We start from the raw sequence: 16,618 nt of genomic DNA, 5'->3' as shown, positions 1-16,618 counted from the left end.
CTCATCCCCGCCTGAGAATTCCTCACGCCGCCCGCGGCCGCCTTGGCGGCATGATGCGGCGATGCCAGAGGGAGGATCGTCATGCAGATCGGAGAGGCCGTGCCGGGGGAAATCGCCGCCCGGGCGCGCGAGAGTTTTGCCCGTCAGGGGCTGATGGCCCATCTGGGGGCCGAGATCACCGAGGTCCGCGCAGGGCTCGTGACCCTGCGCCTGCCGTTCCGGCCCGAACTGACCCAGCAGCATGGCTATTTCCACGCCGGCGGCACCTCGGCCATCGCCGACAGCGCCGGGGGCTATGCCGGGTTCACCCTGTTTCCCGAGGGGAGTTCGGTCCTGACCGTCGAATTCAAGCTGAACCTTCTGAGCCCGGCGCAGGGCGCTTTTCTGGAGGCGACCGGCCGGGTGATCCGGCACGGGCGCACGCTGACCATCTGCCAGCTCGATGTCTGGGGGGTGGAGGGCGCGCGGCGGCGGCATGTGGCGACCGGGTTGCAGAGCCTGATCTGCCTGCATGACCGGCCCGACAGCCCTGCGGCCGGTTAGAACAGATCCTCGCGGCGCAGGGGCGGGATCGGGGTGAAGATCGGCAGGCCCTGCCGGTCCAGTCCCAGCGCCCGCAGCGCCGCATCCTCCCGCAGGTAGAAGGCGCGATGGCGGGGCGGCAGGCGGGAGGGGTGCCGCGCCCCTGCCCTGCATTCCTCATCATGTGCCCTGTCCTGCCGCTGCATCGGCGCCTCCGCTGTCGTCCGGGCCAGCATGCCCCGGCACAAGGCGCGGGCGAATTTCCGATCCTTCAGCGGGGGTTGAGAAATCCTCGGGCCACGGGGGCGGGCGAAGTCCTCAATCCCTCACGAGGATTCCTCAATTGTGCAGGGCCACGCGTCGCGGGCAAAACGCGCGCAACACACCGGCCAAGGAAGCCCTGACCATGACCACCCCCGATCAGCCCCTCACCGCCCGGCACGCCAGCCCGGACAACCATTACCCCTGGGGCAATGGCTGCGACGGCTGGCGACTGGTCGAGGATGGCGCCCTGTCGCTGCGCGAGGAGCGGCTGCCGCCGGGCGGGGCCGAGGCGCCGCATCTGCACCGGGTCGCGCGGCAGATCTTTTATGTGCTGGCGGGCGAGCTGAGCATCGCCGTGCCCGGCACGCTGCTGCGCGCCGGGGCGGGCGAGGCGCTGGAAATCCCGCCCGGCCTGCCGCATCTGGTCCGCAACGCCGGGTCGCAGGATCTGCGGATCCTGCTGGTGTCGGCCCCCGACACGATCGGCGACCGCTACCCGGTGGACGCGGCCCTGCCCTGACCGGCGCTCAGGTCCGCTCAGGCCGAACGGTCGAGCAGGTCCAGCACGAAATCCACCCGCTCGGCGACCGGGGCCAGCGGCAGGGGCAGCAGGTCGTATCCCGCCCCGGCATAGGCCCGTTCCATCGCCTGCGCCGTGGCGACGGCCTCGGCGAAATCCTGCCCGCGGTCCTCGTCCTGTTCAAAGATCTCGGGCCAGGGCGGGGCCAGCAGCACCGTCGGGTGATACCGGCAGAGCCGCGCCGCACGGGTGACATGGGCGGGCACATGGCCCTCATAGAGGCTGAGATAGCCGATCACGTCGGGGATGCCGCGGTCGAAGAACACCGGTCCCTCGACCTCCTGCGCTGCATGCCAGGACCGCATTTCCCAGCCCAGCATCAGCTCGGCAAAGAGGCGCCGGTCCTGCCCGTGCCAGCCCGGGCCGCCGATGCGGATCTGGTCGCGGATGATGGCGCGCCCGGCCTCGGGCATGGTGGCGAGACCGGCTTCGGCCAGCGCCGCCAGAAGGGTTGTCTTGCCGGAGCCGGGCCCGCCGGTGAGAACGAAAAGCCGTGTGTTCATGGTCTGCCTGTCAGGTCCGTGGGCCGGGGGTGACGATGCGTCCCGGGGCGCCCGGCGGCAGCGTGCCCGCCAGCAGCCAGTCGGCGGCCAGGGGCCAGAGACTGCCTTCGAACCGGTTGTGGAAAAAGGCGAAATGGCCGATCTCGGGCACGGCGATATCGGCCGGGGCGATGCGCCAATGGCTCCGCTCGGCGCCGGTGTAATAGCCCAGCAGGCGCTCGGCCGCGGCCTCGGTGCAGAAGGGATCGTCGGTCAGGCCAATGGCCAGCAGCCGCGCCCGCGTCGAACCATGGCGCCGCGCCAGCGCGGCCCGGTCCAGATTCGTCAGCACGCTCTGCTCGAAGCGCGGACCCATCCCGCTCCAGTCGCGGACCACGCCGCGCGGCACATCCTCCAGCCAGCCCAGCCGGGCGCCGGGGAAATAGCCCATCAGCCGGGTCACGGCGGGCATGAAGAGGTGCCATTTCAGATACATGCCGCGCCGCTGGTCGGGGGCGAAATCGCGCCAATAGGCGAATTGCGCGCCCACCGTGACGACCCTTTCCAGCCGCGCGGCGCTGTCGGCCAGCCCCAGGGCGAAGCCGCCGATGGAATGCCCCACCGCCGACAGCGGCCGGTCGGGCCAGCGCCCGGCGGCATAGGCCTGCACCGCCTCGGCATCGAGGACGCCCCAGTCGACCCAGCCCGCGGGCAAATGCCGCAAGGGGATCGAACGCGACTCGCCGATGCCCCGGTAATCGAAGGTCAGGACCGTGGCGCCCTGCCCCGCCAGCCAGGCCGCGAAGCGCGCGTAATAGCCTGCGCGCACCGCGGTCGCGGCATGGATCACCACCACCGGCCCGCCGTCGCCCTGCCAGATCCCGCCGCGGATCGGATAGCCATCCGCGGCCCGGACCTCGAACCGCTCTTCGGCGATCGCCGGCCTTGTCTCGTGTGCTGCTGTCCGCATGGGTCTTCGGTTCCGACGCTTCCCCCGGACCGTCGCGCGGATCCCGGGGGCGGCCAAGTGACCTTTTCTAAAAGACGGTTGAGGGCAATTCAATTGCAGGGCGGGCGGCTTTCAGTGCTTTCTGCCGGACAGGAGGCCCCCATGACCCACGCGCCGCTATCCCTCGCCCCCCTCGTCCGGCTGGACGCTCTGCCGCTCTCGCCCCAAACCCACGGCAGCCAGTTTGCCGCCGCAACGGCCGCCATCGCCGCCCCGCTCGGCGCCACGCATCTGGGCGCCCGGCTGGTCGAGGTGCCGCCGGGCATGGCCGCCTGGCCCTTCCACGCCCATCACGCCAATGACGAGATCTTCGTCATCCTCTCGGGCACCGGCACGCTGCGCTTCGGAACCGGGCGGCATCCGGTCGGTCCGGGCAGCGTCGCGGTCTGCCCGGCAGGCGGGGCCGAGACGGCGCATCAGCTGATCGCCGGCGCAAGCGAGCCGCTGCGCTATCTCGCCATCAGTTCCATGCGCGAGCCCGATGTGATGGAATACCCCGACAGCGGCAAGATCACCGTCTTCGCGGGCGCTGCCCCCGGGGGTGACAAGGCGCGGCGCCGGGTGTCGGCCTCGTTTCGCACGCGCGATGCGGTGGATTACTGGGAGGGCGAGGAGGCGTGAGCGCCCTTGAATTCTGGTTCGATTTCTCCTCGGGCTACGCCTTCTTCGCCGCGCAGGAGGTCGAGGGGTTGGCGGCGCGGCTGGGACGTCCGCTGCTGTGGCGACCGTTTCTGCTGGGCACGGCCTACAAGGTCACGGGCGCGCGCGGGCTCTCCGCCACGCCGCTGAAACGCGACTATGCCCGACGCGACTGGGCGCGGATCGCCCGGCAGAAGGGCGTGAGCTTCACCCTGCCAGCCCGGCACCCGCTGATCGCCCTGCCCGCCACCCGCGCCTTCTACTGGATTGACGCGCAGGCACCCGGAAAAGCCCCCGCCTTCGCCCGCCGCGTGTTTGCCGCCTATTATGGCGAGGGGCTCGACACCGCCTCACCGGCGGCCATTGCCGCGCTGGCGCCGGATTTCGGGCTGGAGGCCGAGGCCCTGCTGGCGGGGATCGCCGATCCCGCGCTGAAAGACCGCGTGCGGCGGATCGGCGAGGAGGCGGTGGCGCGCGGCATCTTCGGCTCGCCCTTCTTCGTCCTCGACGGGGAGCCGTTCTGGGGCTGGGACCGCATGCCGATGCTGGAGGCATGGGGCCGGATCGGCGGATGGTAGAGCCCGCCACCCTGCGGGCGCTGACAGCCGAGGATGCCGCGGCGCTGGCCCGGCTGATGAGCGCCTATCGCACAGCGATGCCCGACGGGTCCGGCCTGCCGGTGACCCGCGACGAGGCCCGCGCGCTGATTGCCCGGGCCGGGGAGGATGCCGGTCTCCTGCTCCTCGGCGCCGAGTGGGACGGCGGAGTTTGCGCCTTCGCCCTCGCCTTCGACCTGCCCGAGATCATCGCCGGAGGCCGCGCCGGACAGCTCGACGACCTCTTCGTCGCCCCCGGGGCCCGGGGCAAGGGCCTTGCCCGCGCCCTGATCGCGGAACTCGCCGGGATCGGCGGGGCCCGCGGCTGGAGCCATCTGCGCTGGCTGGTGCCGCGCGACAACCTGCGGGCCAAACGGCTTTACGAGGCCATCGCCGAGCCCGCACCCTGGGACAGTTTCCGCCTTGCCCTGCGGGATCAGCCCGCCGCCTCGTCCGGCTGAAAGATCTGCTCGATCGGCAGGGCGAATAGCCCGGCCAGCCGGAAGGCCAGCGGCAGGCTCGGGTCCTAGCGCCCGCGTTCCAGCGCGTTGACCGTCTGGCGCGAGACATCGAGCCGCTGGGCCAGATCCGATTGCGACCAGCCCCGCGCCTGCCGCAGTTCGGTGATGCGGTTTCTCATCCGAGGCGGACGCGGCCAACCAGCACGCCCACCAGCCAGAGCCCGGCCATGACCGGCCATGACCGGCCAGACCGCGAACATCGACAGCCGCGGCAGGCCGACGCCCTCCCAAAACCCGTAGCCGAAGGTCAGAAGCGCCGTGCCCGCGGGCCAGCGCCTCGACCTGCAACTTGCGCTGCATCTCGTCCATGCCGCGGATCATGCAGATGATGACGACACAGAGGAAGATCGCCGGCAGCATCGGCGCCAGTGATAGCAGGATCTGCATCCCCTCGCCCGCCGTGCCCCCGGCCAGCAGCCGTTGCGACAACACCAGCATCCCGACATAGGCGCAGAGCCCCAGTATAGTGCCCCAGTATCATGGCCCCGATTCCGCGCATCGCCTGCCCTTCTGTAAAGCCTCCTTTACAGACACCCTGTCGCCGCGCCGCCGCACTGCCAGGCACCCTTTACACGCACTCAGCCCAGCGGAAGCCGGTAGCGACGGGCGGGATCGGGCTCGGCGATCCGGTCGTAAAGCCGCTGCGCGGCGTGGTTGTCGGCTTCGGTCTCCCATTCGATGCGGCGCCAGCCCGCCGCCCGGCCCTCGACCGCCAGATGGGCGATCAGCCTCTCGCCCAGACCCTGACGCCGGGCGAAGGGCGCGATCCAGAGGTCTTCCAGAAGCGCCACATGACCCGCGCTGAACGTGTGCCAACGCAGCACCACATGGCCGAGACCCGCAGGCCGCCCCCCGACCCGGATCAGCCAGCCCCAGAGCGGCGCCGCCGGGTCCAGCAGCCGCTGCCAGATCACCGGCAGGTCGGCAAAGGCGCCCTCGGGTGCCCGGAAATGCCGCAGATTGTCCTGCCAGAGCGGTTCCCAATCGGCGCGATCCGCCGCGGCAAGGCGCGCGATCCCGATGCGATCCATGGCCATTCAGGCCCCCCCTGTCCGCTGGCCGGCCAAGACCCGCTCGGCCGCCGAGGCCTCGACCATCCAGCGGCTCAGGTTGCGAACCCGCCGGTCGCGGGCCAGCGCCTCGGGGTAGACGAGGTAATAGCCGCCCCCGGTATCGGCCCGATGCGCGAACAGCGGCGTCAGCCTGCCGGCGCCCACGTCGAAAGCCGCGATTTCGGCCCCGGCCAGCGCCACGCCTGCCCCGTCCATCGCCGCGCGCAGGGCCAGCCCCGCGCTGTCGACCATCATCACCGCTGCGGGCCGGATCGGGCCGCCCGGCAGCGTGGCGTTCCAGCGGGCGTAATTCTCCTTGCGATGCTGGGACAGGAACAGCGTCATGCCGGTGATCCGCGCCCGCATCGCCGAGGGATCGGCGCCGCCCAGCGCCGGCGCGCCGAATAGGCCCACGGTTTCGGGAAACAGCAGATCCGCGCGCAGCCCCTCCCATTGCCCCTGCCCGTGGCGCACCGCCGCATCGGCGACCCCGGCGGCAAGATCCACCGCCTCCTGCGTGGTCGAGATCAGCAGGTCGAAGCCGGTGCGCTCGAACGGATAGCGGGTCAGCCGGGGCGAGAACCAATGCGCGGCGAATGTGGGCAGCATCGACAGCCGCAGCGGCCCGGTGTTGCGGTCCTGCCTCAGCCCGCCCACCGCCTCGATGATCCGGTTGAAGCCGTCGCTCAGGTCGGGGGCCAGCCGGGCGCCCGCCTCGGTCAGTTCCAGCGCCGGGCCGACCCGGCGCATCAGCGTCAGGCCCAGCGCATCCTCCAGCCCCCGCAGCTGGTGGCTGACCGCCGAGGGCGTCACCCCCAGTTCGAGCGCCGCCTCCTTGATCGACAGGTGACGCGCCGCCGCCTCGAAGGCGCGCAGCGCGTTCAAGGGGACGGTCAATCGTTGGGGTCCGGGTCTATCCATGCATCCTCGCGCCCAGCACTATCGCCGATCCGGGGCGGGAAGCGAACGGGGCTTTCTCATCCATGCGTGAAAAAGGCTCACTCGCCAGCCCCAGCCCCTGCCCCGAGACTGGCGCCAGACCCGCAATCGAGGAGGCGCCCGCACGGCCACCGACGCCGCAACCGTCCTCCGGTTCGGGGCCCGCGGCCCGGTCGGGATCGACGGCGTGCTGAGGGCCGCGGGGGAGGCGCAACTGCCCCTGCCCACCCGTTCCCTGCACCAGGGTGGCGCGATCCCCAAGGGGATCCGCGCCCATGACGGCCGCCTGTTCGCGGGGCGCGGGCGGCCCGGCTGCACGCTGCCATGGCGGGTCGGGGATCTGCTGGCCGCCGCGGCTGCGGTCCTCTGGGCCAGAGGCTTGCGCGACGCCCCCCTGCGTCCCTCTGCCCGGCGGGGCGACGAGGGGCGCAGCCCTTCGGGCCGGGGACGCCGCGTGCATCCCGCCATTGCGGCGTGCCACCTCCCGCCGCGGGCCGAGGGGCCGCGCCTTGTCCTGTCGGACCGGCGCCGCCCCCGACCCGGCTCCTTCTGCGACAGCCTGACCAGACGGCATGTCTTCGCGCGGGCCCCGACCTTCGACCTGCCGGTACAGGGAGGGCCGGGCCTGCGACGCCTCGCTCCGGGCTCAGGCGTAATGCCAGACCAGCACCAGCCCCAGACAGACCACGACCGCCCGCAGCACCTGCGGCTTGACCCGCCGCGCCAGCCTGCCGCCAAGGACGCCGCCCAGCGCCGCGCCCAGAAACACCAGCGCCGCCGGTCCCCAGGCCACCGCGCCGCCCAGCGCGAAGATCAGCACCGCGATGCTGGTCGCGAGGGTCGCCAGCGCGTTCTTCACCACGTTCTGCCGCCGCAGGTCGCCGCCACCGGTCACCGCCAGCAAGGCCAGCAGAAGCACCCCCAGCCCGGCGCCGAAATAGCCGCCATAGAGCGCAACAACCGCCTCGGCGATGCCGGCGACGCGGGGCGGCACCCGCGCCTGCCGCCGGGCCAGCCAGCGGTTGACCACCGGCCCCAGGGCAAAGAGCAGCGTCGCGAACAGCAGCAGCCACGGGATCAGCCGCCGGAACAGCGCATCGCCCGAGACCAGCAGCAGCCCCGCGCCCAGAGCCGAAGCCAGCGTGAAGACCGCCACCCGCCCCGGCCGGGCGCCCAGTTCCTGCCTGAGCAGCCCGCCCTCGCCGATCAGGCTGGCGGCATGGCCGGGCCAGATCGCCAGCGCGCTGGTCGCCCCGGCCGAGACCGGCGGCAGCCCCACCGCCAGCAGCGCCGGAAAGGTGAAGAAGGTGCCCCCGCCCGCAATCGCGTTGCACAGGCCGCCCAGCAGCCCCGCCCCCGCCAGCAGCGCCATGTCCGTGATCTGCATGCCTTCCTCCGCCACTCTGTCGCGCGATCCTGACACGGGGGCTGGAAAAATGTATCGCGGCGGTGTCGGGTGATGTCTTGGAGGTGCCAGCATGCAGCAGGACGCAATCGGAGGCTATGTCGAGGACGCAAGCCCGGTGATCGGCATCGTCACCCGCTTCACGCCCGCCACCATGCCCGAGGCCCATGCCCATCAGCGCGGCCAGCTGGCCTGGTGCCCCGACCGGCCGGTGACGGTCGAGACCGGGCAGGCGCTGCATCTGGTCTCGCCCGGGACGGCGATCTGGTTGCCGCCCGGGCATCGCCACCGGATCCGGGCCGCGGGGCCGCGGCAATCGGTCAACCTCTACACCCTGCCGGACGCGGCACCGCTGCCCGCGCGACCCGCCCCCTTCCGGCTGGCAGCGCTGGAGCGCGAACTCTTTCGCAGCCTTGCCGCCGCCTCGCGTGCTGAACGGCGCGAGCCCGCCTTTGCGCGGATGGCGGCGGTGCTCTGGGACCGGCTCGACCGTCCCTCTGGCGCGACCGCCCTGCCCCTGCCCGCCGATCCCCGGCTGCGCCGCATCGCGCTGGCGCATCTGGAGGGTGACGACCGCCCGCTCGATGCCTGGGCCGAGGCGCTGGCGCTGTCCCGCCGCAGCCTGCAACGGCTCGTCACGCGCGAGACCGGGCAGAACTGGGCGACATGGATGCGCGATCTGCGGCTCTCGCGGGCCATCGCCCCGCTGATGGCGGGCGATAGCGTCCAGAATGCCGCCCATGCCGCGGGCTATGCCACCGCCAGCGGCTTCGTCGCCGCCTTTCGCGCCGCGCACGGGATCACGCCGGGGCAGGTGCAGCGCCGCCTGGGGGCCTGACCTCAGCCCGCCCGCCGCTCCAGCAGCAAGCGCAGCGCGAAGGCGATCAGCACCCCGCCGGTCACCGCATCGAGGATCCGCGGCAGACGCGGCCCGCCCAGCGCCCGCTGGAACGGGATGGTCGCGGCGGTGATCGCGGCGAAGAACACCAGCCCCATCGCCGCATGGATCCCCGCCAAGAGCACGCTGAACGGCACCACCGGCACGCCTGCGGGCAGGAATTGCGGCAGGAAGCTGAGGTAGAAGACCCCGACCTTGGGGTTGAGCAGATTGGTCATCACGCCCCGCAGGAACCAGTTGGGCGCCGCCGGGGCCGCGACCTTCGGCAGGCCCGGTGTTTGCGGCCGTGCCGCCGAGCGCACCATGCCCAGCCCCAGCCAGACCAGATAGGCAGCGCCCGCCAGTTGCAGCACCCGGTAGGCGAGTTCCGAGACGGCCAGCACCGCCCCCAGCCCCAGCGCCGCGATCAGGCCCCAGGCCAGAACCCCGGTCACCACACCCGCCCCGGCCAGCATCGCCCGGCGCGGCCCCTCGACCGCCGCGGTGCGCAGAACCAGCGCGGTGTCCAGCCCCGGGGTGACGGTCAGAAGCGCCGCCGCCAGCGAAAAGCCCAGCAATGCCGTGGTGATCTCCATGCCTTACGCTCCGATCTCGTGCAGGAAGGCCGCGAGGATCGCCTGCCCCTCGGGCCAGTCGCCCAGCATCGCCGCGCCGTTCAGGTGACCCCGCGCGCCAAGCCGCAGCGCCCGGGCACCCTGCGCCTCGGCCCAGCCTATCGCCTTGCCCGCCGGATCATAGGGATCATCCGCGCTGGCCACCGCCAGAACCGGCTGCGCGCCGAAGCCCGCCCCGGGCAACTGGCCAAAGGCCCGGGCCGCGGCCGGAAAGGCGGGGCCTTCGGGATCGGGCACCGCCACCAGAAAGGCCGCCGCGACGGGCAGCACCGAGGCCGCGCGCCATTGCGCGAAGAGCAGGCAGCCCAGCGAATGGCAGATCAGCACCGGCGGCCGGGGCGCGGCGGCAATTGCCCGCTCCAGCGCCGCGATCCAGTCGCCAGGCTCCGGCCGGTCCCAGGAGTCCGGCGCGAAACGGTGGGTCCGGGGCCAGCGCCCCTGCCAAAGGCTTTGCCAGTGATCCGGCCCCGAGCCGCCGATCCCCGGCACCATGACGAACCATCGCTGCATGAGTCGCTCCTGACCATCCCCTGCCCCGCAGCCTCGCCGCCCCGGGCCACGCAGGGAATGGCGACTCATCGGAATTTGCGCCAATCTGCCGATGATTTAACGGATCTGGAGGCAGTTCATGCCACCCCATGACCTCGACCGCCTGGATATCGCCATTCTGGAGGCGCTGCAGGACAACGCCCGCACCCCGTTGTCCGAGATCGGGCGCCGCATCGGCCTGTCGCAACCGGCCATCTCCGAACGCGTGAAACGGCTGGAGGAACGCGGCATCATCGCAGGCTATGCCGCGCGGCTCGATCCGGCGGCGCTGGGGCTCGGCATGATGGCGATCATCCGCCTGAAGACCACCCATGAGCATATCCAGCCCGCGCTGCGCGCCTTCGCCCAGATGCCGCATGTGATCGAGGTTCACCGCCTGACCGGCGAGGATTGCTTCCTGCTCAAGCTGCTGGTCCCGACCCCGGGGCAGCTGGAAAGCATCGTCGACACCATCGCCCGTTTCGGCGCGGTCACCACCTCGCTGGTCCTGCGCTCGGAACCCGTAAAGCCGCTGGGCAAGGCGCTGCTGGGCTGACTAGCGCCCGGCTCAGCGCTGTTCGTCGGCGATGAAGCCCGCCACCGCCGCCTTGTTGCCCGGGTCGATCAAGCGCTCGCCATCCGCCACAAGGTCCGCAAGGCTCTGCGCCCGCAGCGCCGCGCGCCAAGCCTGTTCAGCGGCCAGCATCCGGGTCTTGATGAAACAATCGGATGTGTAGACGCAGGGATCCCGCGCCTTGCCGGGACCACGGCGACGGATCTCGCGGCAATGGAAGGCGGGTTCGGTTCCGTCGATCGCCTCGACGATATCGAGAAGCGTGATCTGCCCCGGCTCCCGCGCCAGCCGATAGCCACCCCGGGGGCCGGGCACCGCCTCGATCACGCCCGCCGCCGCCAGCGCCCGCAGATGCTTCAGCAGATAGGATTCCGAGACGCCATGCAGCGTGGCAAGGCTGCGCCCGGTCAGCACCTTCCCGTCCGGCACCGCAGTCAGCACCAGCGCCGAATGCAGCGCCGCCTCGACCCCGTCGCTCATCTTGCGCATCCGACCCTCGCTTGCGGCCCCAAATCATGGATATATATTATCCATGATTCGACGCAACCCAAGGAGAAACCGCGTGTCAGCCCGGATGAGCATCCCCCGCCTCGCCCCCGATCTTTACAAGGCAGTCAGCGCGCTGGACCTGGCCGTCACGCAATCGGGGCTCGACAGCCGCCTGCTGCATCTGGTGAAACTGCGGGCCTCGCAGATCAACGGCTGCGCCTATTGCGTTGATCTGCATGTGAAAGAGGCGCTTGCCGATGGGCTGGACCCGCAGCTTCTGCATCTGGTCTCGGTCTGGCGGGAATCGCCTTTCTTCGACGCCCGCGACCGGGCGGCGCTGGACTGGACCGAAAGCGTGACCCTGGTCGCCACCAGTGGCGTGCCCGACGCCGTCCATGCCCAGCTGCGCGAGGTCTTCACGGAGGCCGAGATCGCCCGGCTGACCATCGCCATCGGCACCATCAACCTGTGGAACCGTATCGCCGTCAGTTCGCGCCTTCAGCACCCGGTCTGAGGGCCGCCCCTCAGGCCTTGAGCGCCAGCGCACCGCCCGCCAGGATCATCGCGCCCCCTGCGGTGCGCCGCGCCGCCCGCCGATACCGCCAGCCCTGCGAGGCGGCGGCGATCCGCCGGGCGGCCACGGCATAGGCGATCTTGACCCCCGCCACCGCGACCACCGTGATCGTGGCGATCAGCGCCACATCGCCCGCCGTGACGCCGAGCGGATCGACAAACACCGGGAACAGCGCCGCGTAGAAGAGGATCGCCTTGACGTCGCCCAGCGTCAGCCCGACCCCGGCGGCAAAGCTGATCCAAAGCCCGCCCCGCCCGGCGCCCGCCCCCGTCGACGCCACCCCGGCGCTGCGGATCAGGCTGAGGCCGAACCAGACCAGATAGGCGGCGGCGGCGTAACGCAGCAGGGTGAAGAAGGTCCCCAGAACCTCGGCCATCGCCGCCAGTCCGGCGATGGCCAGCGCCACGAAGATCAGATCGCCCAGCGCGATCCCCAGCGCGGCGGCGATCCCGTGCCGCATCCCCTGCGTGGCCGAGCGCACCACCACCAGCGCCACGCTGGAACTGGGCAGGGCCGCCAGCGCCACCATGGCCAGAAACAGCGACAGAGCCTCCGCGATGGACATGAACGCCCCTCCCCCCGGTCAACCGACACCACGGACGCCATGGTAAGCGCCGCCCCACGCCGGTGGCAAGCCGTGCGGGTTGAAAAGACCGGGCCGGACGCGCCACTCTGGGCCCGATGGCCCCCTCATCAAGGCAGCAGGCGGATCGACAGGATGGACAGCACAGCAGACAGGATCATCACCGCGGCCGAGGCGCTGTTTTACGAACACGGCCTGCGCAGCGTCGGGGTCGAGGCGATTGCCGAACGCGCAGGCGTCACCAAACGCACGCTCTACAACCATTTCGACAGCAAGGACGCGCTGATCGCCGCCTATCTTCAGGCCCGCGACAGCGCCACCCTGGACCGGTATCGCAGCTGGCTGGGCGACCCTGCCCTGCCCCTGACCGAGCGCATCACCCACCTTTTCGCCGCCCTGGCCGATCACGCCGCCCGTCCCCGCTGGCGCGGATGCGGCTTCACCCGGGCGGCGGTGGAACTGGCCGGACAGCCGGGGCACCCGGCCGTGCAGATGGCCGCGCGGCACAAGACGCGGTTCGTGGACTGGCTGGAGCAGGAATTCCGCACCGCCGGGGCCAGCGATCCGGCGCGCCTCGCCGCCCATATCGCCCTGCTGGTCGAGGGGGCGATCGCCCGGATGCTGATCCACGGCGACACCGCCTGTGCCCTCTCGGCCGCAGAGGCCGCCGTGACGCTGGTCATCGCCGACCGCACCGCGGCCCCGCGGCGGGAGGCCCGCGCGCCCGAGTATACCGAAGAGTGAATGGCCCCCGCCCGCCAGATGGCTAGGCTCGGCCCGTCCTGGAACGGGAAGCCACCATGTCGACGTCAGCCACGGGGCGCTGGACCCCGGCTCTTCTGACCGCCCTGATCGCGGCGGGCACCATCCTGTCGCTGTCAATGGGACTGCGCCAGAGCCTTGGCCTCTTCATGGAGCCGATGGCGCGGGCGGGCGCGGTGAGTGTCGCAACCTTCGGCTTCGCCATGGCGCTGCAGAATCTGGCCTGGGGGATCGGGCAACCCTTCATGGGCGCGATCTGCGACCGCTTCGGCGGGCGGCTGGTCGTGGCCGGGGCAGCGGTCCTCTATGGCGCGGGGCTGGCGCTGATGGCCAGCGGCGGGACGCCGGGCTTCTACCTTGGCGGCGGGCTGCTGATCGGGCTGGCGGTCGCCGCCACCTCGCATGGCGTGCTGGTCGGGATCGTGTCGCGCCTCGCCTCTCCCGCGATCCGCGCCACCGCCGTCTCGATCCTTGCCGCGGCGGGCTCGCTCGGCACCTTCGCCGTCGCCCCCGCGACGCAGTTCATGATCGACCGCTGGAACTGGCAGGGCGCGCTTGCGGGCCTCGCGCTGCTCGCGGCGCTGATGACCGGCATGGCCCTGCTCTTTCGCCGCCCCCCGGCCGGGGCCCCGGGGGCCGCCCCCCGCCCCGACGCCCGCCGCGCGATCATGGCCGCCCTGACGAGCCGCCCGTTCGTCATCGCCACGCTCGCCTTCTTCGCCTGCGGGTTCCAGCTGATCTTCATCGCCACCCATCTGCCCAATTTCATCGTGCTCTGCGGCCTGCCGCCCTCGGTCGGCGCCACGGCGCTGGCCCTGATCGGCCTGTGCAACGCGCTGGGCACGCTGGTGGCGGGCTACCTCTGTCAGCGCTGGGGGAACGAGGCGGTTCTGGCCCTGATCTACCTGCTGCGCACGCTGGCCATCGCGGCCTTCTTTACCCTGCCGGTCAGCGTCGAATCCACGCTGATCTTCGCCGCGGCGATGGGGTTCCTGTGGCTCAGCGTGGTGCCCCCGGTCAGCGGCATGATCGACGGCCTTTTCGGTCCGGCGAATTTCGGCACGCTCTTCGGGGTGATGTTCCTCAGCCACCAGATCGGCGCCTTCCTGGGCGCGTGGCTGGGCGGGCTGAGCTATCAGATGAGCGGCAGCTACACGACCGGCTGGCTGGCGCTGATCGCGGTCGGCATGGCGGCGGCGGTTCTGCAATTCTGGGGCGGCGGGCCGCGGGCGGAGCGCGTGCCACCGCCGTGACGGGCCGGAACGCCATCGACAGCCGGATGGGAATGAATTATCTATAATTCATGAAGCACGCTCCTGATGAGACCCAATCCGCCCGCATCGCCCGCGTCCTCGCCGACCGCATCATCGCCGGCGAGATCCCGCCCGGCGCGCGGCTGCGGCAGGACCACATCGCCGCCGAATTCGGCGCCAGCCACGTCCCGGTGCGCGAGGCCTTTCGCGAGTTGCAGACCCAGGGCCTGGCCGAGAGCGAACCAAGGCGCGGCTTCCGTGTCACCGAATTCGACGTGGCCGAATTGCGCGAGGTGGCCGAGATGCGTTCCAGCCTCGAATCCCTCGCCCTGCGCCACGCCGCGCCCAATATGACCCGCGCCATTCTGATGGAAGCAGAAGAGGTTACGCGCCACGGCGACAGTGCCAGCACGGTCCGCGACTGGGAGGCGGCGAACCGCCATTTTCACCGGCTCATCCTGGCCCCCTGCCGGATGCCGCGCCTGCTGCGGACCATCGACGACCTGCAGGCGGCCAGCGCGCGGTTCCTGTTTGCCGCATGGCGGCGCGACTGGGAGGCGCGCACCGATCACGACCACCGCGCCATTCTGGACGCGCTGCGCAAGGGGCAGACCGACCTCGCCTGCACCACGCTCGCGCGGCATGTCGGCTGGATCGGCAAGCGCAAGACCGCGGTAAAAAACGCCGATGTCAGAGAGACTTACGAGATTCCCGGCTGATTATCTATAAATAAGATTGCCCAACTGCCAAGCAACCTCCGTAATTATAGATAGATTCGATGCCTATCTTCGGAGGACAGACCCATGGCATTTCTCGACCCCTCGCAGACCCGCCCCGCCGCCCTCTGGCGCGGCCTCGGGCTCGCGCTGTTCGGCGCGGCCCTTGTCACGCTGGGCGCCAAGATCCAGATCCCGTTCTGGCCGGTGCCGATGACGCTGCACACGCTGGCGGTGTTCTTCCTGGCCGCGACGCTCGGGCCGCGGCTGGGGCTGGCGGCCGTGGCGGCCTATCTCGCCGCCGGGGCCATGGGGATGCCGGTCTTCTCGGGCTCTCCCGAACGCGGCATCGGGCTGGCCTATATGGCCGGGCCGACCGGCGGCTACCTCGCGGGCTACCTGCTGGGCGCGGGCCTGACCGGCTGGCTGGCGCAGGGGCGCGGGCTGATCGGGCGCTTCCTGGCGATGCTGGCGGGCCTCGCCGTGGTCTATGCCCTCGGCCTTGCCTGGCTGGCGCTCTATGTCCCGGCGCAGGGGCTGCTGGCCGCGGGCCTCACGCCTTTCCTGCTGGGCGATCTGGTCAAGCTGGCGCTGGCCTCGGGCCTCATCGCGGCCATCGCCCGCCTGCGGACCCGCGCGCAATGATCCGGACCGACTGGACCATGGCAGAGGCCAGGGCGATCCACGCCCTGCCCTTCGCCGACCTGATGCATCGCGCCCAAAGCCTGCACCGCGCGCATTTCGACCCCAATGCGATCGAAACCGCGAGCCTGCTCAGCATCAAGACCGGCGGCTGCCCCGAGGATTGCGGCTATTGCTCGCAATCGGCCCATCACGACACCGGGGTGAAGGCCACCAAGCTGATGGGAACGGACGAGGTTCTGGCCGCTGCCCGGCGCGCCAAGGCCTCGGGCGCGCAGCGCTTCTGCATGGGGGCCGCCTGGCGCAGCCCCAAGGACCGCGACATGGACAGGCTTTGCGACATGGTGCGGGGTGTGTCCGAGCTGGGGCTGGAAACCTGCATGACGCTGGGGATGCTGTCGCCCGAACAGGTCGCGCGGCTGAAGGCGGCGGGGCTCGATTTCTACAACCACAACATCGACACCTCGCCCGAGTATTACGCCCAGATCGCCAGCACCCGGACGATGGAGGACCGGCTCGACACGGTCGAACAGGTGCGCAAGGGCGGCATCAAGGTTTGCTGCGGCGGCATCCTCGGCATGGGCGAGGCCGAGGAGGATCGCATCGCCCTGCTGGTGACGCTGGCGACGCTGCCTTCGCATCCCGACAGCGTGCCGGTGAACCTGTGGAACGAGATCGAGGGCGTGCCGGTGCAGGCGCGGGCCCAGGCCGTCGATCCCTTCGCGCTGCTGCGCATCGTGGCGCTGGCCCGCATCCTGATGCCCGCCTCGGTCGTGCGCTTGTCGGCCGGGCGCACAGGGATGAGCGACGAGCTGCAGGCGCTGTGCTTTCTTGCCGGGGCGAATTCGATCTTTGTCGGCGACCAGTTGCTGACCACGGGCAACCCGGCAGCCTGGAAGGATCAGGAGCTGCTGGCGCGGCTCGGCATGCACATTGCCCCCGCGCGGGCCCGCCCCCGGGTCGCGGCGGAATAGGC

Annotated in this window: 24 protein-coding genes; 13 read left to right on the top strand and 11 right to left on the bottom strand. The window is 71.1% G+C overall.

The annotated features are described in order from the left end of the window. Window positions 1-81 precede the first annotated feature (81 nt). Complete coding sequence (locus DDE23_RS05300; protein WP_107750635.1) at window positions 82-543, top strand: PaaI family thioesterase; 462 nt, start codon at window positions 82-84, stop codon at window positions 541-543. Here the strand turns inward: DDE23_RS05300 and DDE23_RS05295 are convergent. After that, window positions 540-728 carry a hypothetical protein gene (locus DDE23_RS05295; RefSeq protein WP_133239521.1) on the bottom strand — a complete coding sequence of 63 codons (189 nt, stop codon included), beginning with the start codon at window positions 726-728 and terminating at the stop codon, window positions 540-542. The genes DDE23_RS05300 and DDE23_RS05295 overlap by 4 nt on opposite strands. Window positions 729-928: 200 nt before the next feature. Between DDE23_RS05295 and DDE23_RS05290 the strand changes: the two genes are divergently transcribed. Then, complete coding sequence (locus DDE23_RS05290; protein ID WP_107750637.1) at window positions 929-1,306, top strand: cupin domain-containing protein; 378 nt, start codon at window positions 929-931, stop codon at window positions 1,304-1,306. A gap of 17 nt (window positions 1,307-1,323) precedes the next feature. Here the strand turns inward: DDE23_RS05290 and DDE23_RS05285 are convergent, their stop codons facing one another. Next, complete coding sequence (locus DDE23_RS05285) at window positions 1,324-1,869, bottom strand: AAA family ATPase (RefSeq protein WP_107750638.1); 546 nt, start codon at window positions 1,867-1,869, stop codon at window positions 1,324-1,326. Window positions 1,870-1,879: 10 nt separating this feature from the next. Next, a complete protein-coding gene (locus tag DDE23_RS05280; RefSeq protein ID WP_107750639.1) occupies window positions 1,880-2,818 on the bottom strand; it encodes an alpha/beta hydrolase family protein in 939 nt (312 codons plus the stop codon). A 141-nt stretch (window positions 2,819-2,959) separates the two neighbouring features. Between DDE23_RS05280 and DDE23_RS05275 the strand changes: the two genes are divergently transcribed. The 3 genes from DDE23_RS05275 to DDE23_RS05265 are packed head-to-tail and all read left to right on the top strand — an operon-like array spanning window position 2,960 to window position 4,553. Beyond that, a complete protein-coding gene (locus tag DDE23_RS05275; protein ID WP_107750640.1) occupies window positions 2,960-3,478 on the top strand; it encodes a cupin domain-containing protein in 519 nt (172 codons plus the stop codon). Beyond that, window positions 3,475-4,074: a 2-hydroxychromene-2-carboxylate isomerase gene (locus DDE23_RS05270; RefSeq protein ID WP_107750641.1), complete on the top strand. Its 600-nt coding sequence runs from the start codon at window positions 3,475-3,477 to the stop codon at window positions 4,072-4,074. The genes DDE23_RS05275 and DDE23_RS05270 overlap by 4 nt, the downstream gene beginning before the upstream one ends. Beyond that, entirely contained in the window at window positions 4,068-4,553 is a 486-nt protein-coding gene (locus DDE23_RS05265) for a GNAT family N-acetyltransferase (protein ID WP_107750642.1), read from the top strand. Before DDE23_RS05270 ends, DDE23_RS05265 begins: the two co-directional genes overlap by 7 nt. 65 nt (window positions 4,554-4,618) lie before the next feature. Here the strand turns inward: DDE23_RS05265 and DDE23_RS25390 are convergent, their stop codons facing one another. The 4 genes from DDE23_RS25390 to DDE23_RS05235 all read right to left on the bottom strand — a co-directional run bounded on the left by DDE23_RS25390 (window position 4,619) and on the right by DDE23_RS05235 (window position 7,991). Then, window positions 4,619-4,732: a helix-turn-helix transcriptional regulator gene (locus tag DDE23_RS25390; RefSeq protein WP_202863220.1), complete on the bottom strand. Its 114-nt coding sequence runs from the start codon at window positions 4,730-4,732 to the stop codon at window positions 4,619-4,621. Between the two features lie 459 nt (window positions 4,733-5,191). Further along, a complete protein-coding gene (locus DDE23_RS05250; protein WP_107750643.1) occupies window positions 5,192-5,650 on the bottom strand; it encodes a GNAT family N-acetyltransferase in 459 nt (152 codons plus the stop codon). Beyond that, on the bottom strand, window positions 5,651-6,586 hold the full coding sequence (locus DDE23_RS05245; protein WP_107750644.1) for a LysR substrate-binding domain-containing protein: 936 nt from the start codon (window positions 6,584-6,586) through the stop codon (window positions 5,651-5,653). It lies immediately after the preceding gene. Window positions 6,587-7,250: 664 nt separating this feature from the next. Continuing rightward, window positions 7,251-7,991 (bottom strand): sulfite exporter TauE/SafE family protein, encoded by a 741-nt coding sequence (locus DDE23_RS05235; protein WP_107750645.1) that lies wholly within the window; start codon window positions 7,989-7,991, stop codon window positions 7,251-7,253. Window positions 7,992-8,082: 91 nt separating this feature from the next. Between DDE23_RS05235 and DDE23_RS05230 the strand changes: the two genes are divergently transcribed. Next, window positions 8,083-8,847 (top strand): AraC family transcriptional regulator, encoded by a 765-nt coding sequence (locus DDE23_RS05230; RefSeq protein ID WP_107750646.1) that lies wholly within the window; start codon window positions 8,083-8,085, stop codon window positions 8,845-8,847. A 2-nt stretch (window positions 8,848-8,849) separates the two neighbouring features. Here the strand turns inward: DDE23_RS05230 and DDE23_RS05225 are convergent, their stop codons facing one another. Then, the gene (locus tag DDE23_RS05225; protein ID WP_107750647.1) at window positions 8,850-9,482 is read right to left on the bottom strand and encodes a LysE family translocator; all 633 of its coding nucleotides are present in this window, start codon (window positions 9,480-9,482) and stop codon (window positions 8,850-8,852) included. A 3-nt stretch (window positions 9,483-9,485) separates the two neighbouring features. Further along, on the bottom strand, window positions 9,486-10,031 hold the full coding sequence (locus DDE23_RS05220; protein WP_107750648.1) for an RBBP9/YdeN family alpha/beta hydrolase: 546 nt from the start codon (window positions 10,029-10,031) through the stop codon (window positions 9,486-9,488). A 118-nt stretch (window positions 10,032-10,149) separates the two neighbouring features. Between DDE23_RS05220 and DDE23_RS05215 the strand changes: the two genes are divergently transcribed. Continuing rightward, the gene (locus DDE23_RS05215; RefSeq protein WP_107750649.1) at window positions 10,150-10,605 is read left to right on the top strand and encodes an Lrp/AsnC family transcriptional regulator; all 456 of its coding nucleotides are present in this window, start codon (window positions 10,150-10,152) and stop codon (window positions 10,603-10,605) included. A 12-nt stretch (window positions 10,606-10,617) separates the two neighbouring features. Here DDE23_RS05215 and DDE23_RS05210 read toward each other — a convergent pair whose 3' ends face one another. Beyond that, window positions 10,618-11,103, bottom strand: a complete 486-nt coding sequence (locus DDE23_RS05210) for an Rrf2 family transcriptional regulator (RefSeq protein ID WP_238149907.1) — start codon at window positions 11,101-11,103, stop codon at window positions 10,618-10,620. 82 nt (window positions 11,104-11,185) lie between these two features. Here DDE23_RS05210 and DDE23_RS05205 point away from each other — a divergent pair, with 82 nt between their 5' ends. Then, window positions 11,186-11,626 (top strand): carboxymuconolactone decarboxylase family protein, encoded by a 441-nt coding sequence (locus DDE23_RS05205; RefSeq protein ID WP_238149906.1) that lies wholly within the window; start codon window positions 11,186-11,188, stop codon window positions 11,624-11,626. Between the two features lie 10 nt (window positions 11,627-11,636). Here the strand turns inward: DDE23_RS05205 and DDE23_RS05200 are convergent, their stop codons facing one another. Further along, a complete protein-coding gene (locus DDE23_RS05200; RefSeq protein WP_202863219.1) occupies window positions 11,637-12,251 on the bottom strand; it encodes a LysE family translocator in 615 nt (204 codons plus the stop codon). A 153-nt stretch (window positions 12,252-12,404) separates the two neighbouring features. On the opposite strand from DDE23_RS05200, the gene DDE23_RS05195 reads away from it, so the two are divergent. The 5 genes from DDE23_RS05195 (at window position 12,405) to bioB (ending at window position 16,616) form a co-directional block, all read left to right on the top strand. After that, window positions 12,405-13,013 carry a TetR/AcrR family transcriptional regulator gene (locus DDE23_RS05195; protein ID WP_107750652.1) on the top strand — a complete coding sequence of 203 codons (609 nt, stop codon included), beginning with the start codon at window positions 12,405-12,407 and terminating at the stop codon, window positions 13,011-13,013. A 56-nt stretch (window positions 13,014-13,069) separates the two neighbouring features. Further along, window positions 13,070-14,284 (top strand): MFS transporter, encoded by a 1,215-nt coding sequence (locus tag DDE23_RS05190; RefSeq protein ID WP_107750653.1) that lies wholly within the window; start codon window positions 13,070-13,072, stop codon window positions 14,282-14,284. Window positions 14,285-14,334: 50 nt separating this feature from the next. Beyond that, window positions 14,335-15,003: a GntR family transcriptional regulator gene (locus DDE23_RS05185; RefSeq protein ID WP_107750654.1), complete on the top strand. Its 669-nt coding sequence runs from the start codon at window positions 14,335-14,337 to the stop codon at window positions 15,001-15,003. 84 nt (window positions 15,004-15,087) lie between these two features. Continuing rightward, entirely contained in the window at window positions 15,088-15,645 is a 558-nt protein-coding gene (locus tag DDE23_RS05180; RefSeq protein ID WP_107750655.1) for a biotin transporter BioY, read from the top strand. Then, entirely contained in the window at window positions 15,642-16,616 is a 975-nt protein-coding gene (gene bioB, locus DDE23_RS05175; RefSeq protein ID WP_107750656.1) for a biotin synthase BioB, read from the top strand. Before DDE23_RS05180 ends, bioB begins: the two co-directional genes overlap by 4 nt. Window positions 16,617-16,618 lie beyond the last annotated feature (2 nt).

The sequence above is a fragment of the Pararhodobacter aggregans genome, from assembly GCF_003075525.1.
GTDB lineage: Bacteria > Pseudomonadota > Alphaproteobacteria > Rhodobacterales > Rhodobacteraceae > Pararhodobacter > Pararhodobacter aggregans.
Note: the sequence above shows the minus strand (reverse complement) of the source record. Positions and strands in the feature narration are given on the sequence as shown.